This window comes from Micromonospora pallida, assembly GCF_900090325.1.
Taxonomy (GTDB): domain Bacteria; phylum Actinomycetota; class Actinomycetes; order Mycobacteriales; family Micromonosporaceae; genus Micromonospora; species Micromonospora pallida.
The window spans coordinates 964,355-988,857 of the sequence record NZ_FMHW01000002.1 but is presented as its reverse complement, the minus strand read 5'-3'; the positions used below and the strand labels follow the sequence as shown (position 1 = coordinate 988,857).

At 68.8% G+C, this 24,503-nt stretch carries 27 protein-coding genes; 11 read left to right on the top strand and 16 right to left on the bottom strand.

Annotated features, from left to right (window positions below):
- Positions 1 to 126 precede the first annotated feature (126 nt).
- The 3 genes from GA0074692_RS04510 to GA0074692_RS04500 all read right to left on the bottom strand — a co-directional run bounded on the left by GA0074692_RS04510 (position 127) and on the right by GA0074692_RS04500 (position 2,784).
- Complete coding sequence (locus tag GA0074692_RS04510; RefSeq protein WP_091639637.1) at positions 127 to 666, bottom strand: restriction endonuclease; 540 nt, start codon at positions 664 to 666, stop codon at positions 127 to 129.
- A 3-nt stretch (positions 667 to 669) separates the two neighbouring features.
- The gene (locus GA0074692_RS04505; RefSeq protein ID WP_141725152.1) at positions 670 to 1,530 is read right to left on the bottom strand and encodes a hypothetical protein; all 861 of its coding nucleotides are present in this window, start codon (positions 1,528 to 1,530) and stop codon (positions 670 to 672) included.
- Positions 1,531 to 1,713: 183 nt separating this feature from the next.
- A complete protein-coding gene (locus GA0074692_RS04500; RefSeq protein ID WP_091639633.1) occupies positions 1,714 to 2,784 on the bottom strand; it encodes a restriction endonuclease in 1,071 nt (356 codons plus the stop codon).
- Between the two features lie 134 nt (positions 2,785 to 2,918).
- On the opposite strand from GA0074692_RS04500, the gene GA0074692_RS04495 reads away from it, so the two are divergent.
- Entirely contained in the window at positions 2,919 to 3,155 is a 237-nt protein-coding gene (locus tag GA0074692_RS04495; RefSeq protein WP_091639631.1) for a hypothetical protein, read from the top strand.
- A 457-nt stretch (positions 3,156 to 3,612) separates the two neighbouring features.
- Here GA0074692_RS04495 and GA0074692_RS04490 read toward each other — a convergent pair whose 3' ends face one another.
- From GA0074692_RS04490 to GA0074692_RS04465, 6 genes are all read right to left on the bottom strand, one after another.
- Complete coding sequence (locus GA0074692_RS04490; RefSeq protein WP_091639629.1) at positions 3,613 to 4,827, bottom strand: acyl-CoA dehydrogenase family protein; 1,215 nt, start codon at positions 4,825 to 4,827, stop codon at positions 3,613 to 3,615.
- Positions 4,828 to 5,022: 195 nt separating this feature from the next.
- Positions 5,023 to 5,583, bottom strand: coding sequence for a GAF domain-containing protein (locus GA0074692_RS04485; RefSeq protein ID WP_091639626.1), 561 nt, complete (start codon positions 5,581 to 5,583; stop codon positions 5,023 to 5,025).
- Positions 5,580 to 6,197, bottom strand: a complete 618-nt coding sequence (locus GA0074692_RS04480; RefSeq protein ID WP_091639625.1) for a GTP-binding protein — start codon at positions 6,195 to 6,197, stop codon at positions 5,580 to 5,582. Before GA0074692_RS04480 ends, GA0074692_RS04485 begins: the two co-directional genes overlap by 4 nt.
- Positions 6,172 to 6,549 carry a DUF742 domain-containing protein gene (locus GA0074692_RS04475; protein WP_091639622.1) on the bottom strand — a complete coding sequence of 126 codons (378 nt, stop codon included), beginning with the start codon at positions 6,547 to 6,549 and terminating at the stop codon, positions 6,172 to 6,174. Before GA0074692_RS04475 ends, GA0074692_RS04480 begins: the two co-directional genes overlap by 26 nt.
- Positions 6,546 to 6,965 carry a roadblock/LC7 domain-containing protein gene (locus GA0074692_RS04470; RefSeq protein WP_218106546.1) on the bottom strand — a complete coding sequence of 140 codons (420 nt, stop codon included), beginning with the start codon at positions 6,963 to 6,965 and terminating at the stop codon, positions 6,546 to 6,548. Before GA0074692_RS04470 ends, GA0074692_RS04475 begins: the two co-directional genes overlap by 4 nt.
- A gap of 37 nt (positions 6,966 to 7,002) precedes the next feature.
- Positions 7,003 to 8,262 carry a sensor histidine kinase gene (locus tag GA0074692_RS04465; protein WP_245730600.1) on the bottom strand — a complete coding sequence of 420 codons (1,260 nt, stop codon included), beginning with the start codon at positions 8,260 to 8,262 and terminating at the stop codon, positions 7,003 to 7,005.
- 553 nt (positions 8,263 to 8,815) lie between these two features.
- Here GA0074692_RS04465 and GA0074692_RS35675 point away from each other — a divergent pair.
- The 3 genes from GA0074692_RS35675 to GA0074692_RS04450 are packed head-to-tail and all read left to right on the top strand — an operon-like array spanning position 8,816 to position 11,350.
- Positions 8,816 to 9,919, top strand: a complete 1,104-nt coding sequence (locus GA0074692_RS35675; RefSeq protein ID WP_091639617.1) for a radical SAM protein — start codon at positions 8,816 to 8,818, stop codon at positions 9,917 to 9,919.
- A gap of 6 nt (positions 9,920 to 9,925) precedes the next feature.
- On the top strand, positions 9,926 to 10,534 hold the full coding sequence (gene tmk, locus GA0074692_RS04455; RefSeq protein WP_091639614.1) for a dTMP kinase: 609 nt from the start codon (positions 9,926 to 9,928) through the stop codon (positions 10,532 to 10,534).
- 12 nt (positions 10,535 to 10,546) lie between these two features.
- Positions 10,547 to 11,350, top strand: coding sequence for an exodeoxyribonuclease III (locus GA0074692_RS04450; RefSeq protein WP_091639612.1), 804 nt, complete (start codon positions 10,547 to 10,549; stop codon positions 11,348 to 11,350).
- Here GA0074692_RS04450 and cyaB read toward each other — a convergent pair.
- The gene (gene cyaB, locus GA0074692_RS04445; RefSeq protein ID WP_245730150.1) at positions 11,347 to 11,940 is read right to left on the bottom strand and encodes a class IV adenylate cyclase; all 594 of its coding nucleotides are present in this window, start codon (positions 11,938 to 11,940) and stop codon (positions 11,347 to 11,349) included. The two genes, GA0074692_RS04450 and cyaB, sit on opposite strands and share 4 nt — an antisense overlap.
- A 556-nt stretch (positions 11,941 to 12,496) precedes the next feature.
- On the opposite strand from cyaB, the gene GA0074692_RS33805 reads away from it, so the two are divergent.
- The 5 genes from GA0074692_RS33805 to GA0074692_RS04425 all read left to right on the top strand — a co-directional run bounded on the left by GA0074692_RS33805 (position 12,497) and on the right by GA0074692_RS04425 (position 18,085).
- On the top strand, positions 12,497 to 12,685 hold the full coding sequence (locus GA0074692_RS33805; protein ID WP_141725151.1) for a hypothetical protein: 189 nt from the start codon (positions 12,497 to 12,499) through the stop codon (positions 12,683 to 12,685).
- A 26-nt stretch (positions 12,686 to 12,711) separates the two neighbouring features.
- Positions 12,712 to 13,275: a GTP-binding protein gene (locus GA0074692_RS04440; RefSeq protein WP_245730149.1), complete on the top strand. Its 564-nt coding sequence runs from the start codon at positions 12,712 to 12,714 to the stop codon at positions 13,273 to 13,275.
- 162 nt (positions 13,276 to 13,437) lie between these two features.
- Positions 13,438 to 15,933 (top strand): DEAD/DEAH box helicase, encoded by a 2,496-nt coding sequence (locus GA0074692_RS04435; protein WP_176738289.1) that lies wholly within the window; start codon positions 13,438 to 13,440, stop codon positions 15,931 to 15,933.
- Positions 15,930 to 16,901 carry a hypothetical protein gene (locus GA0074692_RS33800; RefSeq protein WP_141725149.1) on the top strand — a complete coding sequence of 324 codons (972 nt, stop codon included), beginning with the start codon at positions 15,930 to 15,932 and terminating at the stop codon, positions 16,899 to 16,901. Before GA0074692_RS04435 ends, GA0074692_RS33800 begins: the two co-directional genes overlap by 4 nt.
- Before the next feature lie 224 nt (positions 16,902 to 17,125).
- Positions 17,126 to 18,085 (top strand): methyltransferase domain-containing protein, encoded by a 960-nt coding sequence (locus tag GA0074692_RS04425; protein ID WP_176738288.1) that lies wholly within the window; start codon positions 17,126 to 17,128, stop codon positions 18,083 to 18,085.
- Positions 18,086 to 18,269: 184 nt separating this feature from the next.
- On the opposite strand, the gene GA0074692_RS34535 is transcribed toward GA0074692_RS04425, so the two are convergent.
- Complete coding sequence (locus GA0074692_RS34535; RefSeq protein ID WP_176738287.1) at positions 18,270 to 18,785, bottom strand: hypothetical protein; 516 nt, start codon at positions 18,783 to 18,785, stop codon at positions 18,270 to 18,272.
- Between the two features lie 143 nt (positions 18,786 to 18,928).
- Between GA0074692_RS34535 and GA0074692_RS04415 the strand changes: the two genes are divergently transcribed.
- Complete coding sequence (locus GA0074692_RS04415) at positions 18,929 to 19,327, top strand: MmcQ/YjbR family DNA-binding protein (RefSeq protein WP_091639602.1); 399 nt, start codon at positions 18,929 to 18,931, stop codon at positions 19,325 to 19,327.
- A gap of 230 nt (positions 19,328 to 19,557) precedes the next feature.
- On the opposite strand, the gene GA0074692_RS04410 is transcribed toward GA0074692_RS04415, so the two are convergent.
- On the bottom strand, positions 19,558 to 20,613 hold the full coding sequence (locus tag GA0074692_RS04410) for a hypothetical protein (protein WP_091639600.1): 1,056 nt from the start codon (positions 20,611 to 20,613) through the stop codon (positions 19,558 to 19,560).
- Positions 20,614 to 20,866: 253 nt separating this feature from the next.
- Between GA0074692_RS04410 and GA0074692_RS04405 the strand changes: the two genes are divergently transcribed.
- On the top strand, positions 20,867 to 21,499 hold the full coding sequence (locus GA0074692_RS04405; RefSeq protein WP_091639598.1) for a HEAT repeat domain-containing protein: 633 nt from the start codon (positions 20,867 to 20,869) through the stop codon (positions 21,497 to 21,499).
- 239 nt (positions 21,500 to 21,738) lie between these two features.
- Here GA0074692_RS04405 and GA0074692_RS04400 read toward each other — a convergent pair whose 3' ends face one another.
- The 4 genes from GA0074692_RS04400 to GA0074692_RS04390 are packed head-to-tail and all read right to left on the bottom strand — an operon-like array spanning position 21,739 to position 24,152.
- Complete coding sequence (locus GA0074692_RS04400) at positions 21,739 to 22,194, bottom strand: DNA cytosine methyltransferase (protein WP_091639596.1); 456 nt, start codon at positions 22,192 to 22,194, stop codon at positions 21,739 to 21,741.
- Complete coding sequence (locus GA0074692_RS36395; RefSeq protein WP_281198765.1) at positions 22,191 to 22,316, bottom strand: hypothetical protein; 126 nt, start codon at positions 22,314 to 22,316, stop codon at positions 22,191 to 22,193. Before GA0074692_RS36395 ends, GA0074692_RS04400 begins: the two co-directional genes overlap by 4 nt.
- Positions 22,313 to 23,248, bottom strand: coding sequence for a TRM11 family SAM-dependent methyltransferase (locus GA0074692_RS04395; RefSeq protein ID WP_091639593.1), 936 nt, complete (start codon positions 23,246 to 23,248; stop codon positions 22,313 to 22,315). Before GA0074692_RS04395 ends, GA0074692_RS36395 begins: the two co-directional genes overlap by 4 nt.
- Positions 23,232 to 24,152, bottom strand: a complete 921-nt coding sequence (locus tag GA0074692_RS04390; protein WP_091639591.1) for a hypothetical protein — start codon at positions 24,150 to 24,152, stop codon at positions 23,232 to 23,234. The genes GA0074692_RS04395 and GA0074692_RS04390 overlap by 17 nt, the downstream gene beginning before the upstream one ends.
- Positions 24,153 to 24,503 lie beyond the last annotated feature (351 nt).

Below are 24,503 nucleotides of genomic sequence, written 5' to 3'. Positions count from 1 at the left end.
GCCGATGACCAATCCGGCCAGCGCCACTACAACACCTCTCCGCCCTCGATGAATCTTCTCGGCAATGTCGCCGCAACACGTTCATTACATGCGAATAGGGCCCAACCCGGCGGCAGCCGAGATCAATTAGTCCTCGGGTCCGGGGGCGCCTAGCTGCCCAGTTGCGCAGGCCCGAAGATACCGACGGTGAAAGAGTTCAATGAAGTCGGATAGCTTCTCAACGCGGGAAAGATCCCTGGTTGTTACCACGATCATCTTGATCCCACGTGAGGCTGCGCCCAGCCCGAGAGCGTGAGCATGAAGGCCTTTGGTGAGGTCTCCGGTAACCCCGTTGGCGGCGATGAGTACACCTAGTTCGAGTGATCGACTTGCAAGGATGTTGAAGAAGTAGCCAACTGCCTGGCTGTCGACGGGTTCATCCCAGTTCTTGCACTCCACCAGGAAAACCGGGGGGAACAGGCGCAATCCGCCAACTTCATGGATGTTACCGACCGCTAGGTCGATCTGCTCGGTTCCAAAAACGTTGGTAATATCGCGGTCCACAATACAGCCGGGCACCGCTTCGAACAGGTAGGCGATCAGGTCCTCATACGCCTTGCCCTTGGCCTGACTGTGTGGCGCTTCGGCCGCCGCCTCTAGCAGGTTCTTGATCGAGCTCGAATCCACGTCTCACACACCGTGAACCACTCGGTTGCGCGCTTCGCGGAGCAGCCGCTCTAGCCCGGTCGTCCGCAACGCCTCACTAAGGTCTTCGAGCGAGTAGACGAGGATGTTCGCAGGGGCCTGACGCACAAGCGGTCCGGCAGGGGACTTGTCAGTGATCAAGAGGCCAAGGTCAGCGCCAGTTTCCTCGATGTGCCGGGAGAGTTGCTGGATAGCCGATGTCGGTGCCCAGTGGCCACTGAAAGGCTTCACTTCCACAACGACGGTCGTGGGAACGCGCTGGATATCGACAGCGAACGCCAGATCGACTCCGGGTTGATCACCAACTACGGCGGCACCGAGTAGCGCTCCGGAACTGCTCAATAGAGCGGCGACATCTGACTGGAGTTTGTGGCCAGCAAAGGTCCAAGAGTCGGATGTTTCAACATGGGTCGTCACCGTATCGGTGTGCCGCGTGGGGCGACTTCCGGCCGCCTGGGACACCTGCCGGGCGCCGCGCAAGAACATCCCGATGTGGAGACGCAATGAGTCTATGTCATCTAGCCTGGCCCGCGCGTGCCGCACTGGGGCGAGCGCCGGAGGCAGCTTTTCACTCGGATCCACGATTAGCAACAGAGGGATCGCCATTCCGAGGCAAATGCCCACCTCGACCATTATCGCCGACCATCCTGGATGCTCTGCGGACCGCTTGGGCAAGATAGCGATCGCAGCACGAGCCTCCGGTTCGATACTTGCGGCCAAGTAGGCGCCCGCCCCTAGAGCGCCGGTCGGGACGAGTTGGACGTTCTCGCGAGCCGAGATGTCCACGACGTGCCGTAGCTCATCGCTGTCAACCTCGGTCAGAGTGGTGATGAGCAAGGCCCGCATGGCCGGAGTGTAGTACGCGGGACTACTCGTGTTCATCGATCGCGTCCTTGAAGCTGCACAGTGCCGAGGCGCAGAGCCGACCGATGGACCTCGCGGTGGAGCCGAAGGGCTGCCGCAGCCGGCATGCTCGCACTGCGATAGGTTGCCGCGTGCTGCCGAACAACACACTCCAGGCAGCCCAGGTCAGAGACCAGCGTCGGAGAGCATCCATACCCTGCGCAGTGGTACCTGGGCGCGGATCTCTTCCGGCAGCCGGTCATACGTACGCAGGACTGCCTCGACCACGTCGCCTGCCTCCCACACCCGTACCCGCAGGTGCTGGTTTTTCAGGGCGTCTCGGGCGGGCTTCGTCAGTCCGCCCCATGCGACGAGCAGGCCCTGCTCGGCGCCGTGGGTCGTCATGACGCCGTGGAGTTGAGTGACGGTGGGCGCCCCGATCTGCGAGCCTGACTTGACCTGGGCGAGCAGGCGGGGACTGTCGAGACCAAGCGGGCCGCGTCCGGCAGTGATGTCGATGCCGCCGTCCGGACCGGGGGGTGCCAGTGTGCAGTGGAAGCCTTCGGCGGTAAGGATCGCGGTGACGAGCGTCGCCAGGTCGTGGCCGGTGAACTCCTCTGCGATGCGGGCGGTGATCTGGTCGAGGGCGACCTGTTCGATGTCAGCTGCCAGCTCCGGCTCGTCAACATCTGTCTGTGCGGCGGTATCGCTCGCCTGGCTAGTCGCGGCGGTTTTTGGCGTGGTGCCGCTCAGTGCGGCATTACCGGGGTCGGTGCCGTAAGTAAGCAGGTGCTCCAGCCGAGCAACCGCGTTGTTCTTGCTCGGCGCGAAGATCGACATGGCACTGCCGAGGGTAAAGAGCAGGTCCTGCTTGACCGCAGCGCGTGGCAAGTCGATACGTTGCCAGTCGACGGTGACGACATGCCGCCGATCGGCCTCCGCCTCGCCGGCACGATACTGGTAGCCACCGGTCACTCGCCCGAAGGCGATCTGCTTCGTCGTTTTCAGCGGCATAACCAGTAGATCCTTGGGATGGATGCGGAACCGCAGAGCACACAGTTGCCCGGTAAAATTGTGGCGCTTGCCCACAGACGCGCCCGGCCACGTCGCTTCAACGACCTTCGCAACGTCCTCACGGCTCGCGCAGGCGCTCAGGTCAGGGACCTCGCGCCATCCGCCGCCCGAGAACCCGTTGAGCAAAGCCCACTGGTCACGCTCACCATGCCTACCAGACCGAATCACCCACGCATGCGCCATGCGGTGCATCCTCCTATCTCGGCCGTCTCCCGTCGACATGTCCGGCGCAGAAGCGATGTTTGCCGGGGCGGCAGCCCAGCCTGGCACGGCGTGAAGAACGACCTGCCGCCTGGGCGGCGCGGCATGATGGCCGGATGGCGGCAGTAGAGGCGTGGTTTCTGGGTGGACCGGTCGACGGGAGACTGATGCTCGTGGAGGTCGCCGCCGACGGCAGGCCGTCGGCGGTGGTCAAGCTGTCTCAAACAGGCTTCTACCTCGGGACGAGCAATGTCGCTGTGCCCACGGTTGAGCACGTATATATCCTCACGGACAGACTCGACGACGTCGAGGTCTACCAGTACCGGCAGCCTGTTTCGGAGGAAACGGGCTGACAACCCTCCTCTGGCGGGGGTGACCGAAAGGTTTACTGCAACACATCCATAATCGTATGGAGCAGTAGTTCCGGCACTGCGGTCAGTAGTGGCTCGCTCGATACCGCGGCTTTTCTGCTCGACGCGATTGGGTCCGCCCATGCCTCTGGCTGGCATCGGGCAAGCATGGACAGCGCGAACAGGACGGCCACCACGCTCGCCGTAGGCAGACGAACAAGCGCTCCCGCAGGGCGCGCCGGACCTGCCGGTGCTCGCCCCACGCCGAAGCCTGAGCTACGTCGTGCTGGTGAGAGCTGGCGGTGGCAATCGGTGGCCTCAGCAGCGACGGGCAGCCGAGCCGTGTGGAGAAACTCCGCCAACACGGGCAAGGTGTCTGTGGGCTGTTCGGTGGGGATAACGCTTGGGGGTCAGCATGCCACGCAGTCCGCCTCTCTCGTTCCTGTCCGCCGTACGGGTTTCACCTCGCCACGCTCGTTTCGAGTCGACCGGCCATGGAGGCATTGAACTGGGTTGACCAGGGCTGTTGGGTGGCGCCAAGGGCGTGTTCGGCCAGTCGTAGGAGTTGGATGTCGGTGGTGCCGGCGGGGGCGAAGATGTGTAGGGCGTCGCGGAAGTAGCGTTCGATGGGTGATTGCGCCGGGTGGAGGCCGTGTGCGGCGTGCATTTCCATGGCGGTACGGGCGGAGTCGATCGTGAATTCGGCATTGATGAGCTTGGCGTTGATAAGTTCGGCGTCGCAGGGTTGGCCGTGGTCGAGTAGGTGTGCGGCGTGGTAGGCGGCCAGGCGGGCGGTCATGAGCCGGGATTGCATGGTGCCGAGCCGTTGTTTGATCGTCGGCAGGTCGGCCAGTGGTTTGCCGTAGCGGTGCTGGTTGGTCGTGTAGGCGATGGTGGTGTCGAGGGTCGCTTGGTGGATGCCGAGGGCGACGGCGGCGAGGTTGGGTCTGCCGTACAGGACGCTGGAGGAGTAGGCCACGTCGAGGCCGTCGCCTTCGGCGCCGAGCCGGTTGGCTGCGGGGATGCGGCAGTTGTCGAAGGCCACCTCGCCAAAGCTGAAGCCGTGCAGGCCCATGCTCGGCTGGTGTGGAGTGAGGTGTACGCCGGGTCGGTCGGCTTCGACGAGGAAGGCGGATAGTCCGCGGGTGCCGGGGCTGGTGCGTGCGACGACGCCGTGGAGGTCGGCGATGTGGCTGTTGCCGACGAAGGTTTTCGTGCCGTTGATGAGGTAGTGGTCGCCGTCGGGGACGGCGGTGGTGGTGATGCCGAGGACGTGGCTGCCGGATCCGGGTTCGGTGACGGCGATGGTGGGCAGGCAGGTGCCGGCGGCGATGGCGGGTAGCCAGGTCTGTTTCTGCTCGTCGTTGCCGAAGTGGATGATCTTCGCGGCGCCGAGTTGGGATGCTTGGAGCATGGCGCCCATGGCGGCCGAGACGCGGGACAGTTCCTCGATGATGATCGTTTTGGCGAGGTGGCCGAGTCCGAGTCCGCCGTGGGTGGGGTCGATCGTGACGCCGAGCCACCCTTGGCAGGCAATCTGCCGGGACAGGTCGTACGCCACGCTCCGAGACGCCTCCAGCTCCGGGATGTGGGGGCGGACCTCGGTCTCGGCGAACACGCGGACGGTGTTCCGCAGGTGCGTGTGGCGGGGGGTGAGGTGGTAGCCGTCGGTCATGCCGGGTCTCCTCGTGAGTCGCCCACGGTGCCGTCTGGTGGTAGTTGCGCCGCAAGGTCGGGCCGTGGTGGAGGTGCTGTCACCAGCAGTTCCTGGAAAGTGAGCTGCCGACCTGGGCGGCGAGGCAACGCGGGAAGGTCCAAGGTGCCTGGGGTCGGTGGCGCGGCGGGAGGCTGTCGGGCACGCCCCGGGTTGTTAGCCGGGGCGGTGTTCCCGCTGGTTGATAAGGGCTGACAGTTCGGCCGCCAGGGTCTTGATGGTGGTGAGCCCTTTCTGGCCCCAGGCGCGGGGTTCGGGGCCGACGACGCAGATCGTTCCGAGGGCGGTGCCGGTGTGGTCGATCAGTGGGGCGCCCATGTAGGTGCGGATGCCGAGTTGGTCGACGACGGGGTTGCCGGCGAACCGTGGCCAGGCGCAGACGTCTTCGAGGACCAGCGCGCGGCGTCGGGCGACGACGTGTGGGCAGAAGCCCTGGTCTCGTGACATGCGGCGGCCGGGTTCGATTGGGGTAACGGGTGCGGACACCCCTGGCTGGGTGGTCGGGGTGGTGTAAAGGCCGGCGAAGAACTGTCCGTGCTCGTCGAGGAAGTTCACCATCGCCCAGGGCATGTCGGTGGTCTGCGCCAGCTTGTGGGCAAAGTCGTCGAACTCCGGCTCCGGCCGTCCGAGTCGGAGGGCCTGCAGCCGGTGTAGCCGCTGCGGCGCCTGCAGGTCGGGCGGGGTGAGGAGTCGGGGTTCGTAGCTGTCGTTGATCATGCTGGGCTGCCTGCCTCTATCGGATCGAAGCTCAAGGGTGTGGGAGGGGGTTGGGTGAGCAGGTGCTGCACGAGCGTCGCCAGGACGGCGGTGGCGGATCGTTGGTGGCGGGCGTCGCACGTCACGACCGGCACCTCGGGCCGCAGTCCCAGGGCTGCGCGTACCTCCTGAGGGTCGTATCGGTAGGCACCGTCGAACTCGTTGACGGCGACCAGGAACCGGAGGCGGCGGGACTCGAAAAAGTCCACGGCGGCGAAGCAGTCCGGCAGGCGGCGGGTGTCGACCAGCACCACCGCGCCGAGCGCGCCCTGGCACAGTTCGTCCCACAGGAACCAGAACCGGTCCTGCCCCGGTGTGCCAAACAGATACAGGACGTTCTCGCAGTCGATAGTGATGCGGCCGAAGTCCAGCGCCACGGTGGTGGTTGTCTTGGCTTCCACTCCGGCGAGGTCGTCGGTGCCGACGCTGGCCGCGGTGAGGAGTTCCTCGGTGCGCAGCGGCGGGATCTCGCTCGTCGCCGTGATGAAGGTGGTCTTCCCGACTCCGAACCCGCCAGCGACCAGCACCTTGAGCGCGTTCGGCGTGCGGTCAGAGTCGTTGCTGTAGGCCGACAAGGAGCCTCTCCAGGATCGATCGGTCGGTCGGGTCGGCGACCGGGCTGGGTGGACGGGTGCGTACCGCGCCGACCGCTACCAGGTCCGACAGCACCACCTTCGTGACCGCGGCTGGGAGTCTCATCCGGGCGGCCACCTCGGCGACCGTGGTCGCCTCGCCGCACAGGCCCAAGGCCACGTCGTGGTCCGGCTCCAACCGCCCGCGCGGCCGTACGCCGGTGGCGACGACCCACGACAGCAGGTCCATTGCTGTGGTGGGTCGGGTCCGCCCGGCGCTGACCGTGTAGGGGCGTACCAGCCGCCCGGCCGCCTCGTCGACCCACGTCTCCTGATGCGCGCCGCCGAATCTCATCGCACGGCGGGAGACGGGACGGCAGTGCCGCGGGTGGGTGTCGCCAGGTACGGCCGGACGCTCTTGACCATCTGCGACATCTCGTAGCCGAGGACGCTGACGTCAGCCTGGCGGCCCGCCAGTACCGCCAGTACCGCACCTTCACCCGCGGCGGTGACGAACAGCAGCGTGTCGTCGAGCTCGGCCACTACCTGCCGCACGCCGGAGCCTTCGTCGAACATCTCGCCAGCGCTGCGGGTCAGGGAGAACAGCCCGGAGGAGATCGCTGCCAGGTGGTCCGCGCTGTCATCGGTCAGTCCGTGGGCGGCCCGCGGCAGCCCGTCGGAGGACAGCAGCAGTGCGCTCCGGGTGTGCGGTACCCGTTCCACCAGGGCGGACAGCAGCCAGGTCAGTTCCTGGCCGGGCGTCGTGGTCATCACAAGACAACTCCTTCTGAACATCGGCGGTCAGTGGTCAACGGGCAGGAGGTCCTGTGGGCGGGTCGGCGTTTCCGGAGTTGGCGCCGCGTAGGAAATTGGCCATCAGAGTGGGGTCGTGGCCGCCGGTCGGCTGGTTCCCCGACCCTGGGCGGGCCTGCCGTAACGGGGCCGCCATGTGTGCCTGCCGTGTCCGGCGCGGCAGCACGGGACGCACGCCGTCCCCGCCCGCCTGGCCCGTGTCGGTGCTGTTGTGGGGCGCTGGCAACGCCCCATGTGGCGCGGCCCGCGTCAGCTCCGTCAGGGGCGCAGGTGGGCGGTGACGAGGGTCGGCCGGCGCAGGCGCAGCACCGATCAGCGGTGATGGCACGGTCGCCGCGCCGCGTGGGGGCGTTCGGGCCGCGTCGACGGCCGACGGTTCCTGGGCCGTCTGGTCTCCGAGCAACGTCGTCGGCAGGATCACCACCGCCTGCACACCGCCGTAGACGTTGCTCTGCAGTTTGACCGTGATGTCGTGCCGGCGGGCCAGCGCCGAGATCACCCAAGCCCCGATACGGCCATCGCGCAGCAGGTCCCCGACATCCACCCGGCCCGGATCCGCCAGCAGAGCGTTCAGCCGGTCCTGCTCGGGATGCGGCATGCCCAGGCCGCGGTCGTCCACCTCGACCGCCACGCCGGCCGCGACCCGCCGGGCCCGCACCGTCACCTCCGTGTGAGGAGGCGCGAACGCGGTGGCGTTCTCGATCAGCTCGGCCAGCAGGTGCACCACGTCGGCCCCGGCGTGGCCGCGCACTGTTCCCTCGACCGGTGGCACCACCCGAACCCGCGGGTACTGCTCGACCTCGGCGATGGCGGAGCGCAGGACCTCGACCAGCGGCAGTGGCCTGCTCCACTGCCGCCGTGGCACGGCCCCTCCCACCACTGCGAGGTTCTCCGCGTAGCGGCGCATGCGGGTCGCGAGGTGATCCACCTGGAACAGGCCCTTGAGCAGGTCGGGGTCCTCGACCTGCGCCTCCAGGACATCCAGCAACTGGATCTCCCGATGCACCAGTCCCTGCAGCCGGCGCGCGAGGCCGACATACACCTCCTGCTGCCCCACCACCGGCTGAACGGGCTCAGGCCGGGCAGCCACCGCAGTCCGGGCAACGGACCGGGCGAGTCCACGACCGTACGACGCAGCACCCGCGATGACCGCGGCGCAGGCCACAGCCGCGCACACCAGCACCAGCCCGGCCATCGCCGGAACGTGCCCCGGTGACAGCGCCACCACCCACGTCGCCGCACCGAGGCCGATCATCGCCACCACAGCGGCCGGCGCCACACACATCCCCAGCAAGCGGGCGCGCAGGCTGGTCGCAGGCGGTTCTTCAGCCGACGCGTCGAGTCGGACTCGCACCCTGCCTCCCCAAGTAGTTAGGTGGCGCCGAGCAGCAGCTCCCGCCACCGGCTGCGACCCCGCCCTCATTCACAGGTGTCGGCCACCTGCCGGGTCCGGTTGGTCCCGGCGTCGCAGCGATCGATGCCATTGGCAATCAGTTATGGCGGGCGCGTGGAGTGTCGAACACCGTCGACACGAAGAACCGACACGGAACCCGCACCACTTGGCCCGTATGGAGGGACCAAAGCGCCTCTCGGCTGGCCACTCCGATCCTTCGGGATCGGTCGATGTTGCTGGCCAACGCAGATCGGGACCGGGTGAACGCGGGCACGGCCGGGTCTGCCGCGGTGTCGGATTTCGGTGTCGAGGGTGTTCGACACGAGCAGACGCCCCGTTAGCTGGACGAGGAATCCCGTGACCCAGGCCAGGCGATGTCAACGCCGCTGGGAGCGGGTGGGCGCTGGGAGGGTTCATGAGCAAGCGTCTGGTCGTCGAGACACACGCCAGCTCCTGCTATTTCCGCACCTCGGTAGAGGGCGACGAGCGTAAGGCGCTGGTACAGATCACGGAGCGGTGCAACCTGCACTGCGCCCACTGCTTCGTGTCATCCACCCAGGTCGGCATGGATATACCGCTGGAGGAGATGATCGAGACGGTGCTGCCCCGGCTGCGGCGGGCCCGGGTGACACGGTTGACGTTGACCGGCGGGGAGCCGTTCGTGCACCCGCACCTGGTGGAGATCTGCGCGGCGACGGCGCGGATGGACCTATCGGTCAAGATCTGCACGAACGCCACCCAGACCAGCGACGCGCAGATCGCCGCCCTCGCCGCGCTGGGCAACGTGCGAGTCAACGTCAGCTTCGACGGGTTCCGCCCCTCGTCGCACGGCCGGTTCCGGGGTGACCGCAACTCGTTCGCCATCACCCTGGAGACGACACGACGGTTCGCCGACGCCGGTCTGCTGCACGGGATCCTGTCGACGCCCAACGTGCTCACCCGCCCCGAGGAGTTCGCCGAGCTGTGCGCGTTCGCCGCGGACTTGGGCGCGGAGTATGTGCTGATGAACCCGCTGTCGAGCTTCGGCCGGGGCGTGAAGTCCCACGGCCGGCTCGCCGCGCCGGAGCAGACGATGCGGGCGATCGCCGCCGCCACGGCGCCCCTGGCCGGCCGTGTCGAGCTGGTGCCGATCCGCTTCCCGAACGACAACCGGCCGTTGTCCGGCTGCGACGCCGGCACCCTGATCTACGTGTTCGCCAACGGCGACACCGCCGTCTGCCCCTACCTGGTCTTCGCCGCCCGGACACCACAGTCACGGCACGCCGACCGCGAGTTCCTGGTCGGCAACATCCTCCACGGCGAGATCGCCGACGCCCTTGACCGCTACCGCTTCCACGACCGCTACCAGGTCGGGGCCAACCCGACCTGCGGCGCGTGCGCGTTGAGCGACTCCTGCGGCAAGGGCTGCCCAGCGGCGGTGGTCGCCGCCGGCCAGCCCATCGGTGGCCCCGACGCCGACCAGTGCCCGCCCGAGACCGTCCGGCGTCCGCTGATCCCGATCCAACCTGTCAGGGCCTGACCGGTCATGCTCATCGTGATCGAGGGACCCAACGGCGTCGGGAAGACAACGGTCGCGGGGCTGCTGGCCGAGCGGCTGCGCCACCGCACCGGCCAGCCGGTCCACCTGACAACCGAACCCACCAGGACCCGCCTCGGGGAACTGCTGCGCGAGGCCGAGGCCGTCATCCACGGACGGGCCCTCGCCCTCGCGATCGCCGCCGACCGCACCATGCACGTCGAGGACGAGATCATCCCCGCGCTCGACTCCGGCACTATCGTGATCAGCGATCGTTACGTGCAGTCCTCGCTGGTCCTGCAGCGCGTTGACGCGGTCGACCTCCGCGAGATCTGGAGCTACAACCGGTACGTCCTGCAGCCTGCCATCTCCGTCTACCTGGTCGACGACCCGCGGGTCATCGCCACCCGGCTCGCCGTACGCCGGCGCCTGACCCGGCTCGAGGCGACCGGCACCCCCGCACGCGAGCTGCAGCTCTACGACCAGGCTTTCGACTTCCTCAAGCGGCAGTCGTGGCACCAGGTGAAGATCGACTGCCGGAACCGGGACCCGGACCAGGTCGTCTGCGCCATTCTCGACACGCTGACCCCCATGCTCGCCCGACGCCCTGCGGCCTGAAAGTCTCGCCTCGTGTTGTCGTTCCTGACCGTGAACATCCAGGCCGCCTCGCGGCGGCGCGCCGAACCGCTGCTGCGGTGGCTCGCCGGCCGCCCGGAACAGATTCTCCTGCTCACCGAAACCAGCGGGGGCGACGGCAGCGCCTACCTGCTCGACCACTTCCGCCGCGCCGGCTGCCACGTACTACACCCGCCCTTGCCCGGCGACCGCGGCGCGGCGATGATCAGCCGCGTACCGGTCACCGCCCGCCCGGACATCACCGCTGGACTCACTATCCCGGGCCGGGCCGTCGCCGCCACCGTTCACACCGACCCGCCCGTCACGGTCCTCGGCGTCTACGTGCCGTCCAGCGACCGCGCCCCGGCCAAGGTCGAACGGAAACGGGCGTTCCTCGCCTCCCTCGTCGACACCCTCGGCCGCCTGAAGGCCGACGAGCGGGCACATCTGGTGCTCGGCGGGGACTACAACGTCATCCCCCGCGACCACCAGCCGCCCTACCCCGGGGTGTGGCTGCCGTTCGAGTACGCCCTGTTCGACGCCCTCGCCGACGCCGGCCTCACCGACGCCCACCACCACCTCTACGCCGGCGTCCCGCAGCACAGCTGGTTCGGTCGGGCCGGCAACGGCTACCGCTTCGACTACCTGCACGTTGGCACCGCCCTGCGCGGCCGGCTCCAGGGCGGCGGCTACCTGCAGGAGCCCCGCGAGCAGCGCCTCACCGACCACGCCGCAGTCACCCTGAACCTCGACCTGCCCGTCGACACCCTCGACATATGCCCCATGCCGCAGGTAGCCGAGCCGGCGACCCTGTTCTAGACCCCGGCCATCCTCGCCGCCCGGATCAGCGAGTCATAGGTCTCGTTCGTCCGCCGTAGCGGCGCGCCCAGCGCGACGGCGAACCGGTCAAGCTCGGCCTGGACCCGCTCACCCGACTCGCCGCCATCGACGATGCGCTCGATCTCCAGGAACGCGCCGATGCCGTCCACCTGATCGACGCACAACGACATCAATCCGAGAGTCGCGGTGCGGCGGGTCTTACGGATGCGCACCGTCGGGTAGAAGCCCAGCTGCTGGATCGCGGCGTGCATCTGCTCCCGATCGGCCACCTCGGTCTCGTGCTCGACGCACGACTGCTCGTTGGCCACCGGCGTCTTGACCGTCAGCAGATGCCGTCCCCGCTCGGTCCGCAGCCGCGCGAACGGAACCCCGATCTTGGACTGGCCGTAATCCCAGCCGACCCGCGCGTATGCCTGATCATCCTGAACGACCGGCGCTGACAGGACGACACCGTGGGCGGCCAGAGCCGCTTCCAGCGCCGCGAGGTCGCCGACCTGGTACTTGACCTCCACCTCGCACGCGGCCACCGCGGTCGTGCCCGTCGTCTGGGCGATGTCGATGCTCGTCACGTCGTGGCAGCCTACGGCGCGACCGGCGAACCCGCGTCTCGCCCCGCCCAACCCTCGGTGGCAGTTCACAACTATTACCGCGCGACCGGTCCACCCTTCGGCGGTCAATGCTGCACCACCTTGGGCGGGTGAAGCCGGCATCAACGGTCCGGACGCTGCCAGCAAAGCGACCAGCTCTTCCGTCCGGTGCGCTAGCGAACCCTGACCGCCCCGCAGACGGTGATGCGGCACCTCGGCCCCTGGCAGGCGATCGCCAGCGCGAGACGCCGTGTCGAACACCCCCGACACGCACCTTCGACATGCGCAGCACCACGAATCCCGCCGCTCCCGCAGGTCCTGGGCGCTACAGAGCATCAACTCGACGCTGCCGGCAGCGTATGGGCGAGCCATTGCCGCCAAGGTCGATACGAATCGGTGTCGAAAGTCTGTGTCGGAGGTAGTCGACAGGCGCGCCCAAGCGGTTACGTGAATGTCGCGGCACAAGTCTCCGCAATCGTCGGTGACCACGCAGTGCCCGAATCCAACACTGCTCGCGAGCAACCCTCGGGAGGTATCGATGACTCTGCAGCCAGGACAGGCCGCCACCAACGGCCAACGTGGCAGCCAGCAGCGGGCGTCCGGTCGGGACGCGGACCTGCCGGTCGGGACCGCCGAGCGTGACCAGTTCGCCGAGCCGATAGGCGACCAGCGCACGCCAACGTCGTTAAACGCCAGCCGTCTCGTCGCCGCAGGAGCCAACCGGTGAGCACACCAGTCGCACCAGGAGCAGCTGTGTCGGGGCAGAGCGGGTTGAAGATCGCGTTGACGGGGCCGTTCGGGGTCGGAAAGACCACGCTGGTGCAGACGGTTTCGGATATCGCCCCGTTGAGCACCGAGGTCGCTGTCGCCTCCGACGATGTCTCCCACGCGCCGGGCAAGACCACGACCACGGTGGCGATGGACTTCGGTCGGCTGGAGGTCAACGGCGTCACCCTGTTCGTGTTCGGCACGCCGGGGCAGAGGCGGTTCTGGTTCATGTGGGACGCGATCGTGCGCGGCGCGGTCGGGGCGGTGGTGCTCGTCGACGTTCGTCGTCTGCAGGACTCGTTCGCGCACTTGGACTACATCGAGCATGTCCGCTTGCCGTTCGTCGTCGCGGTCAACACGTTCCCCGGTGCCCGCAGCTTCGCCGCGTCCGACATCCGCCAGGCCCTGGCCCTGTCGGGAGAAGTGCCGATCGTCGAGCTCGACGTGCGGAACCGCGACAGTGTCCGACGGCTGTTGATCGCCCTCGTCCAGCACCTGCTGACCCGCCGTCCCGCTGCGGTCCGTGCTGGCGGGTCCGTCTCTCCCTGAGCCACTCGGTCGGCGTCCGTGCGCCTGTTGTCGGACGTCGTGGCCGTCATGGTCGGCGTACGAGCTTCAGCCCGCCGGGTTAGCGGCCATGCCCACCCGCGTCCGCCGGGCAGCCGCCCCGGGCCGAGGCTCCCATACCCACCCATCCACGAGGACCACCACGTGCATATTCATCACCACCTGCGCCCCACGCTCTCCGAGGAGGGAGCCCCGCACCACGACCCAGACCGGTTCGCCGACGGCACGACAGACGCAGTCGCGCGCGGGAGGCTGCCGGAGTTGCGTGGCTATCAGCGGGAGGCCGTTGACGCGGTGGTCGCGGCCTTGGTCGGTGGTGGTCGTGGTCAGGTGCGGGCGGCCTGCGGCAGCGGGAAGTCGATCGTTGGGGTGCACGCTGGGGTGCGGTTGTGTCCGTCCGGGCTGGTGGTGGTGGCGGTGCCGTCGCTGACCTTGTTGGCGCAGACCCTCGACGTGTGGGTCGGGGCTGGTGCACCGACGCGGGTGCTGGCGGTGTGCGGGGACGGCAGCGTCGCCGATGACGCCGTGCGGGTGGTCGACCTGCCGTGCCCGGTAACCACGAATCCGGGTGAGATCGCCGAGTGGGTGCGACAGCCGGGTCGGCCTGGGTTGGACCTTGTACTGGTCACCCACCGCTCGGCCGAGATGGTGGGCAGGGGTCTTGATGCCGCCGGCATCACCGCCGACCTGCTGATCGTGGACGAGGCCCACCACACGGCCGGCTGGGCGGGCAAGCACGGTGCGCTGGTGCACCGGGACGAGCATCTGCCGGCGCGGCGGCGGCTGTACATGTCGGCCACGCCCCGGCTGCTGCCGGCCAGGCGACGCGCCGCCGACGGTAGTGGCGATGTGCTGTCGATGGATGAGGCGTCGGTGTTCGGGCCTGTCTGTTACACGTACCCGTTCTCGCGGGCCATCGACGACGGCTGGCTCGACGACTACCGGATCCTCGCCATCGGCGTCACCTCCGCGCAGGCGTTGGAGATGCTGCGGGAGCTGGATCCCGCTGCAGTGGTGCATGCGCGTGCCGCGCCGTTGCGGACGGTGGTGGTGCAGACCGCCCTGGCCCGGGCAGCGGCGGAGTTCGGTCTGCGGCGGGTGCTGGTGTTCACGCCCCGGGTGCGGGCCAGCCGGGAGTTCGCCCGCACGTTGCCGGCCGCCGTGGGATCCCTGCCCGAGGAGGAACGTCCGAAGGGTCGGCTGACGGTGGGACACGTCGACGGCACCCAGAGCACCGGCCAGCGGCACCTGCATCTGCGGCGGTTGGCAGACCCGCCCGAGGACGGGTGGACGGTGCTCTCCAACTCGCGCTGCCTGGGCGAGGGTGTGGACGTGCCTGCGGTGGACGCGGTGGTGTTCACCGCGCCGAAGGAGTCCCAGGCCGACGTCATCCAGGCTGTCGGGCGGGCGTTGCGCCGCAACCCGGCCGGCTCCGGCATCGCCACCATCCTGTTGCCGGTGCTGCTGCCGGACGACCCCGCCGACACCGCCTCCGACCTCGCCGGGGACATGGCCCGGTGGGCCACCCTGCTGCAGACGCTGCGGGCGTTGCGGGCGCACGACAGCGGCTTGGCCGCCGACCTCGACCACCAGCGCACCAAAGCGTCCACCGGGGCCGCGGAGCTGCCGCCGCGGCTGCTGGTCCGCCTGCCCGACGGATACGCCCCAGAGCAGTTGCTGCGGCAGCTGACGGTGCGGGTTCTGGAGGAGACCACCTCCGACTGGATGGTCGGCTACGGCGCTCTACGCGACTTCCACACCGCGCACGGCCACACCAGGGTCCCGACGGGTCACGTCCGGCACGGCGTCCGCCTGGACCGGTGGGCCGCTCGGCAACGCGCCGACCACAAGGCCGCCCGCCTGGACCACGACCAGGTCGCCTACCTCAACGCGCTCGGCTTCGACTGGGCGCCCCGGGAACGGATCTGGCCACGGGGACTCGCCTGCGCGCAACGATTCCACGCCGAGCACGGTCACCTACGCGTCCCCCACGGCCACCTCGTGGATGGTGTCGACCTCTACGGCTGGCTGTGGCAGCAACGCACCGCCCACCGCGCTGGCACCCTGCCGGCCGACCGGGTCGCCGCGCTCGACGCCCTCGGCATCGACTGGACCATCCGCCCCGCCCACCACGACGGGTACGCCGCCGCCCAACAGTTCCACGCCGAACACGGCCACCTGAACGTGCCCTACCACCTCATCGTCAACGGCGTCGACCTCTACAACTGGCTGGCCACCCGACGCGTCGAGCACCGCAAGGGCCGTCTCAGCGCCGACCGCGTCCGCGCCCTGGAAGCACTCGGCATCCAATGGTCCATCCGTGAGGCGGCCTGGCAACGGAACCTCGCATCAGCCGCCGCCTACCACCAGCGTGAGGGGCACCTGCATCCCCGCAAAGGCCACCGGGAGGGCGAGGTCGACCTGTCCCGGTGGCTCAGCAGCCAGCGCACCGCACGACGCGACGGCACTCTGACCGGCGATCAGATCGCCGCCCTCGACGCCATCGGCATGCACTGGGAGATCCCTCTCGGCTGGGGCGGCGTGCGTCAGGTCATCGCCCGACGCGACCACGCCACCCCCAACCCCGACCGCGAGCAAGCTCCCGGGCCCCGCCCCGCCGCCAAGGAGGGACAATCATGATCATTCCTGTCGCGTTGTTCAACTTCGAAGCCGGCGGCCTCCGCAACGGCCACCGCGACCTACGCCCCCTCGTCGACGCCTTCCACGACGTCGACACCCCGCCCGCGCTGATCCTGCTCTGCGAAGCCAAAACCTGGCACGAACACGGCCAGCACCCCCTGCACCAGGCCGCGGAACTGCTCGCCGACCGGTTCGACCGCCCCTACGTCGGCATGCTCGGCCACGACCCACGCGGCCCCATCCCCCCAGCCATCCTCTACGACCCCACCCTGCTGACCCTGCGCTCCTGGCACACCCCCGACGACCCCCACGCCTTCACCGACAAACGCAACATCGCCCTCTTCGCCATCCGCGACACCGGCACCCCCGGCAACCCCGACAGCCGCACCGTCTTCGCCGCCGCCGTCGCCCACTGGGACCCCCACTGCGGCATCCGCCGCCGCCAACAAGCCGCCCTACTCGACCGCTACGGCACCATCGACATGCCCCTCATCCTGGTGGCGACCTCAACTCCACCGCGTCCGCACCCCACCTGCCCCAACGCGACTGGGCAGCCGCCGGCTACCGCGCCCGCGCCCAGAAAGCCCGCCAACACCCCGACGGCACCTGGACCGCCGACACCGACGCCGGCGACCACCTCATCGGCCGCTGGAACCCCGACACCCACCGCCGCGACAACGGCTGCGGCTTCCACGCCATCGCCGAACTCGCCTGGACCGCCAGCCCCCACACAGCCCTGCTATCCACCGTCAACAATGATGTCGACGCCGGCGGGAGCCTGCTCATCGACTGGCTCCTCGCCAACACCGCCATGCGACCCCACGTCCACCCGGGCAGCTACCGGGTTCATGTGCCGGCACAACGCCCCTACCCCTCTGACCACCGACTCGTCACCGCCACCCTGGCCTTCGACACCCCCACCACCAACACCGAGCCACGGCCCCCGCGACAGGATCCCTCTCCGCTAGGGAGCAGCCGGTGACCCGCCCTCGCTCCTGGTATTCCCCGCCGCCCGGGCTGGGCATCCACGTAGCCGGCGCCGTGGTGTTGAGCTCGGGATCATGCGGGCAGGCCACCGTGCACCACGGCCATCCGTCACCGACGGCCCCGCCACCAAGGTGTGCGAACACCTTGCCCTGCCAGCACTGACTCACGCTGTCCGACCAGTCCTGCCATGTCGAGGAGAACACCAATGACCACCAGAGCATCGCGGTACCAGTTCCGCAACCACATCACCCAGTTGCACCCCCTGCAGGACATCCTCGACCCCATCACCCGCGCAGAGCTCCGCCGAATCGGCATCACCGCCGGACAGCACGCCCTGGACGTCGGTGCCGGTGCCGGATCCATCGCGGCGTGTCTGTGTGACCTCGTCGGTCCCGCCGGCAAGGTCACCGCCGTCGACATCGACACCAGCCTGCTCAACCCCACCGGCATCCTCGACGTCTACCAACGCGACCTGCGCACCCAGCCCCTCCCGGTCAGCACCGGCAGCGTCGACGTGGCCGTAGCGCGGTGCGTCCTCGAACACCTACCCAACCGGCACGCCCTGCTCCAGCAGATGATCACCACGCTGCGACCCGGCGGTTGGCTCGTCCTCGGCGAGATCGTCTACGCCCCCGTCATCGCCCACGGCCCCCGCACCGCAGACAGCGATCTCGTCGTCCACGTCGTCCACGGCATCCTCGACGTCCTGTCCGCGAACGGCGTTGACCTGCACTGGGGCGACAAGACCCCTGCCATCCTCACCACCAACGGGCTGGAGCAGGTACGCACCCGGTGGACCGCCGAGACCTGGACCGGCGGCAGCCCTGGCTGCCGCCTCCTCGCCGACAACGCCCGCCAGCTGCACCACAAACTTCTCCACGAAGGTCTCACTCACGCCGACCTGGACCACTTCGCCGTGCTCATGACCGATCCCGCCGTCCTCGTGCGCGGCTACCAGTTCGCCTCCACCACCGCCCGCAAGCCTGCTGCGGCGATCCTGACCGGCCAGCCGCCCGAGCAGCCGCGAGACCACCGCACCACCGCCATCGAGGCACCCAGCCCACGGCCGAATCCCAACCGGGGAACTCGCTTCCCGGAACCGTCTACGCCCGCCACGGCCGCCGTCCGGATGGCACCCCGGCCAGCGCCGCGTGCCGGTCGATAAGACCAGCAACATGTACGTCCGGCCATAACTGGCCCCAACACGTGCCAGTCTCGCCGAGAGCCACGTAACGGTGTGTAAGGGCCAGGGGCTACCCGGTGCTGCCGCACGACAGCGAGCGGATCTGCCGATGAGCGGGCGTCTGCCACGCCGGTAGCCGCTGCTCGCCCGTCTGAGGGGCAGCGCCTCAACCGACGTCGGCGAAATCACGCAGGGCCATCAGAGCGACGGCAGCTTCGATCGCTTCCCTGGTTACCGTCGGTACGACGGCGACAGCCCGCTCGGCGAAGTAGCCAGGCACCCTCATAGCACTCTGCACTTCCTGAGCCAACCGGGTCGGATCGTAGAAGGTAATCGCCTTCTCGCGCCCGGACCAGTGGACGACTACCTCGATCCAGCCCTTGGCCTCAGTCATCGCCCAGTCGTAGTCGTCCAGCGAAGCGGGGTAGACGACCTGCACGGCTCCGGGCTGGGCGGGGCTGTGGTTCGCCGGATCAGACGAGTACCACGACTCACCCGTCTCCCCCTGCCCGAGCGACCGAAGAATCTGCTGGGGCTTGCTCCCGTTCGAGGCAGCCAGCTCGATGACCGCGTCCGCTACAAGGGCTGTCAGGTTCAGCGCTGCGGCCATCGCATTTTTCTGCACGGCGGCATGAGTGAGGTTGTGGACCTCTGCATCGTCGTCTGCAAGATAAGCAGCCACACTTTCGACAGCGGCTTGCCTACCGTCGCTTGCTCGTCCGGTCTTTCGCACAAGGTCAGTCTCTCGCACGCATGCGCCCGGATCTGCCGCGAGGCGCGTGGTGCAGGGCGCCGTGGCCGCCCAGGATGTGCTTACCTTCTGGCATGCCGCATCCCATCATGTTTGACGAGGTAGACCCGGTCCTGGGCCGGCTGCGGACGCTCGCCCTGGCCTTCCCCGACGCGGCCGAGAAGATCTCCCATGGGCGTCCCGCCTTCTACACCACCAAAGTCTTCGCCTACTACGGGGGATCGGTGAAGGTCGACGGCGTCAATCAACAGCACGAACAGTCGATGATCGTGCTGATTGACCCCGACGAGCGCGCGGCGCTGCTGGCGGAAGACCGTTGCTTCGTACCGGCCTACCTGGGCGCCTATGGGTGGGTCGGGGTGGACCTGACCGATGACATCGGCTGGGACGAGGTCGGCGAGCTACTCGACGCCAGCTACCGACATACCGCCGGGGCACGCAGGATCGCGCTGCTCGACTCCGGACGGCCCTGAGCACCCCGCAGCTGCTCGGCAGCCCAGTCGAAGGCACCGACAGCGTCAACCCGCGCCATACTCCGCATGGTGGGACCCGGTTCCGTTACCCTGATCGCCCTTGATCCGGTGCCCGCATAAGCCGCAAACTGCGTGTCGTGGAGCGCAGCCGGCTGACGGGTAGTGCCGCGCGGACGTGCCGGTGATAGTGAGCCAGCCGGAGGAAGGGCCCTATCGCGACGACCAGTCGGTCAGAAGCTGCAGTAGGTGTAGCTATAGGGGCGGCCTCGGTCGTAGATGGCACGTAACCGTGGTTGCCTGACCTCGGGCAGTCGGGCCAGAACGCTGAGGAAGATCTGGCCGTCCGGCTCGAACCGGTGACCCGGGAGCAGTGCCGGCAGGGCCTCCGGCGGGATCGGGACCGACCGCCCAACCGGCTTCGGGGTTCGGTGAAACGCGAGGTACCGCCAGGCGTCCCAAGCCAGCGGGATCGGCTTCACCGGCGGGGCCACCGGCCAGAGTTCACCGGTCTGCGGATGTTCCGGGATGAGGGCGAAGTGACCGCCGGTGTCCGGGATGTCGGGCCCGGCCAGGACCAGGGTGCGCTCCGGCCCTGTGCTGCCCGGGTCGAGGAGACGGTCGAGAGTGGGCCGGAAGACCTTGGCGACCTGGTGATTCGGAATCGATATAGGGTCGCCGCCCGAGGCAGCCAGCAAGTGTGCCAGCGCCGAGGCTGCGGCGGCCGCCCACATCGGGTGCCAGCCGCCGCCCGGTTCAGACGGTGGGATACCGGGCCGCTGGTCGATCAGGTCCGCCCAGTCGAGCACCGGGTGCGGGCCGGGACCGTCCTCGAGCACGTGGGTGGTCAGCGGGTCCAGCCAGGTAGCCTGCCGCAGGCCACAGTCGTCGATCCGGATGGCCACCGGCGCGCCGCAGGTGACGCAGACCATGTTGGGCTCCCCGCCATCGAGGCCACAACACGCGGAGTCGCCGACCAGCGCCGGGTCGATGACGGCACCGTGGACGTCCCCCGGGGCGAGCAACACCTGGCCGACCGGCCCGGCTGAGATGCTGAACCTCGGCGCGTACCAGCCGAGCGCCTCGGCTTCACCGGCTTCAAGTTCGGCCCACCGGCGCCATGGCGAACCGGAGGGCAGCGGATTCACCGCGAACGTGCCGGGCTCCAGTGCCGGGGCGAGCGATCCCGGCCCGTTCCCGTACTTCTGGTTCGCATGGACAGGCAGCGCCACCCTCGACACCGGGACCGTCAGAGCGGTGTCGCAGATCCGGCAGCCGAAAACCGTCATGCATCCCCCCGCGCGTTGGCTAAGATCAATCTACATTCTCGCCCTGCCCCGCCAGCCGCGATGCGGCCCCGTGCCGCGCTGATCTCACGCGGCAATTCCGTATCGGCAGGCTGCGCGCACAGCAGTGCCTGACAACGAATTCAGGTGGAGCCTCCTTCCCCATCTGCCGCTGAGTGTGTGCGGATCTGCCGAGGAGCGGCTCGTCACCGAAGGCAACGAAGACATCAGACGTTGCATGCCGGATGATCGTGGCGTGGAGTACTTCGACCTGTCGCCGTACGACTACCTCGACTTTCCGCTGCCGATGCGGGCCGTAGGGTGGCTGGGGCCCCGTTACGGGGTGCAGGGCGCTGGCGCGGCGCCGATGACTGGTGCCGAGATGGAGCGGCTCAGGGTTGCCTCCTGGCGGATCGGCAGCGTCACGCTCGGCTGGCACGACTGTGACTTCTGTGGGGCATTCGAGGGGAACGGCGAGTATCGCTACTACCTGCCCGACGGGGAGATCTACGCCGCGCCGATGATGATCCTGCATTACGTTGAAGAACACGGATACCGGCCGCCCAGGGAACTGCGCGACGGCTTGCGGGCGGCCGGGCAACCGCGGTGGGACTGGCGCGCCGAGCGCTTACACACGGTGCTGCTGGACCAGTCGGAGGACCCGGATTTCCGGTGCCAGGCCGCAGTCGACCTCGCGAACTGGAACGACCCGCGCGCACTGGACGCGTTGTGGCACGCCGCGCACGATGAGGACTTGGCCGACGCAGCGGGAGACGAAATCGGCCGATCGTTAGCAACGTTCGTGGACCGTGGCCTCATGAGAGATCTACTACCCGAGGGCCTGCACGACATGGTGCGATACGGCATCGGCGAAGCATCGAGCCGGTGACGTCCACGGGCATCCGCATCTGCCGCCGACAACGGCGCGAGTCGGTGCCATCGCCGCTCGGTAAGCACCAGCACACGCGCACGTTCGGTAGCCGAGAGCAGCGACAGCCAGCCCGTGGTGGGACCAGTTATGGCCGTCACGGTGGAGGCCATCTCGTCCGTCACGGCCACCGGGTGCCATCGCGGGCTGGCGTCCTGCATCAGTAGGACACCGGCCAGCGACGGCACCGTCGAACGGGGCTACGCCGCCTTCGGACGGTTCCGGCGAGGGATGATCTTGGTCGTAGCCTCGGCGGTTGTCGTCTTCATGTCCTGCAACACAGACGTGTAGACGTCGGCAGTCATCACGAACACGAGCGACGATCGAAGGTCGCGAACGGCTCTGGCGACGTGTGTCCAGAGGCTGGAGTGTTCCCCGGTGATGCCTGCGCGTTTTCCGGCGTTGCTGATGTCCTGGCAGGGGAAACCCGCGGTGAGGATGTCGATCGGTTCGGCCTGGGTCCAGTCGACGGCGCGGATGTCGCCGAGGTTGGGAATGTGGGGCCAGTGGTAGGCGAGGACGGTGGTGGCGTGCCGGTCGGTCTCGGCGTACCAGGCGAGGTGGCCGCCGAGCACCAGCTCGACGGCCAGGTCGAGTCCTCCGTAGCCGCTGCAGAGGGATCCAATCCGTGGGCCGGTGGTGTGCGCAACGCTCACGCCACCCCCTTGTGCCCGGCGTCGACTGCGGCCGGCGCGTCGTGCGGGCAGGTTCTCGGCCCGCAGGCCGGCGCGTCCACCCCGGTGCCGAGGGGGAGATAGCGGTGTGTGGGTGCGATCACGCCACCACCTCGGTTCTCGGCTCCGGCGGCTGGGGCTTGCCGAGGACCAGGACGTCCTCGTGTGCGATGAGGTGCATCGGTACGCCGCCGGCCCTGGCCTTGCGGACCTGTTGGAGTTGGAAGAACGACGGACGGGCGACGAGCTGCCCGTCGCGGACGGCGGCGAGCAGGGCGACGCACCGCTCGAGCGGTGTGAAGCCGGCGGCGGTGCCGGCCGCGAGGACAGCCGAGGGCAGGTCAACCAGCTCGCCCCGTTTGCGCCACGGGCGGGCGGTCACGACGACCACTCCGCCGGGGCGCAGCAGGGCGTGGCAGCCGCGCAGGATGTCGGTGAACCCGTCGACCAGCCCGGCCAGGGAGGAGCGGTAGGCGAGGTTGCCCTTGTCCTCGCCGTAGCGGTTGTCGAACTTGGCGACCCCGTCGGCCCCGGGCCGGACGAGGCCGTGAACGGTCGGCCCGTACGGCGGTGAGGTCACCACCAGGGACACCTGCCCCTGCAGGGCCGCCGGCAGAAGGGCGGTGAGGCGAGTGGCGTCCCCGCGGATCACCGACCCACGGCCAGTGGCACCGTGCCGGTGCGCGTGGGCGATGTTGGCATCGGCGATGTCGGACCAGCGGGACTCGTACTCCACGCCGATGGCGTCGCGGCCGGCGTGGATGGCCTCCACGATGGTGGTGCCGATCCCGCACATCGGGTCGAACACCAGGTCGCCGGGCTGGGTGTAGGAGCGAACCGCGTGGGCGGCGATCGCCGGCAGCATCCGGGCCGGATGCTTGACCGACTGGGGCACGTACCGGCCGCGGCGCTGGACCGGACCGGTCGACTGGGCGGTCGCCCAGACCGACAGGTCCTGCGGCCAGGCCGCAGTCGTCTCGTTGAGACCCGGCGTTGCGGTGGTGTTGTTGGTCGAGGGTTCAGGCACGCCGGTCACCGCCCTGCCTGCTTGTGAAGACGAGCAGGTCGGCGTGGACCTTGACGTGGAGCACGAACTGCTCGGCGCTGGTGGTACGGGCCAGGGAGAGCAGCTCCTCGTCGGTGGCGTGGTAGGTGAACCGGTCGCCGTCGGTGTCGGCGGCGACCGCGACGATGTGCTGCAGGTAGCCGAGTCCGGAACCTGCGGCGGCGTCGACCACGGGGGTGAAGTCCTCCGGGGTCGCGACCGCGCCGGCCGGGACCCCGACGACGAGGACCAGGCACCCGCCGGGGCGCAGCAGTCGGCCGCAGGCGGCGAGCAGCCACGCCAGGCGGGCATGGTTGGCCGCGTCGCTGCTGGCGTCCAGCGGCCAAGTGGCCACCACGAGACTGGTCCGCCCCTGCAGGTCATCACCATCGCCCGGAACGCCGGACGGTTCGTCACCCGCCACCCAGTCCGGGTCGGGGTCGGTGAGGTCGTCGCCGAACCACGCCCGCACGTCCGGACCGTCGGAGTCCGGGCCGTCGGAGTCCGGGCCGTCGGAGTCCGGGCCGTCGGAGTCCGGGCCGTCGGAGTCCGGGCCGTCGTCGGGCTCGCTCAGGTGCTGTGGCGTCTGCGGCCCGACGAACGGCGCCGAGGCTCCGGTGAACCAGGCCGGGTGGTGGCGGCGCCTGCCGCGCAGGCAGGCGGTGTCCAGGACGTGGGTGTCGGTGAGGTCGACGACCGCCTCGCCGGACCGGCTGTACGCGGCGACGAGTCGGTACGCCAGCCGGTGGGAGATGCTCGTGCTCTGGTCGTCGCCGCTGCGGGCGGTGCGCCAGACGGTGATCGGTACCGGCGGTTCGCCGGCGACCAGATCCATCGAAGGGATGTGGGGGGTGCCGCCCTGGTGGGCGGGCTGCGGCGTGGAGTGCTCGTTCATGTGGTGTCGGCTCCGCGCCGCGCCGTGATGCGCTGACGTCTACCAATCGGCGTTTGTCAGCCGTGGCGAACACCTGGCGATCTGACAGCGACCTGAACCGGTCTGACAGCCCACGTTTCGCCCGATTTGCTCGATGCCACCTCATCCATGTGGGTGCGCCTCGCATACGGTGACGGACGCGGCCCGCACCTGTCGGCACCTCCCTGTCAGGCGGGGCACGGCGCGCCGCTTGGCCGGCATCGAGGGTCAGCCCCGCCTGTCAGACACTCTCCGCATCTGTCACGGCTCCCGGCGGACGACCCCGCTCCGCGATGACTGCTCCCGCCCGACAGACGGCTCTCGCTCTTGTCA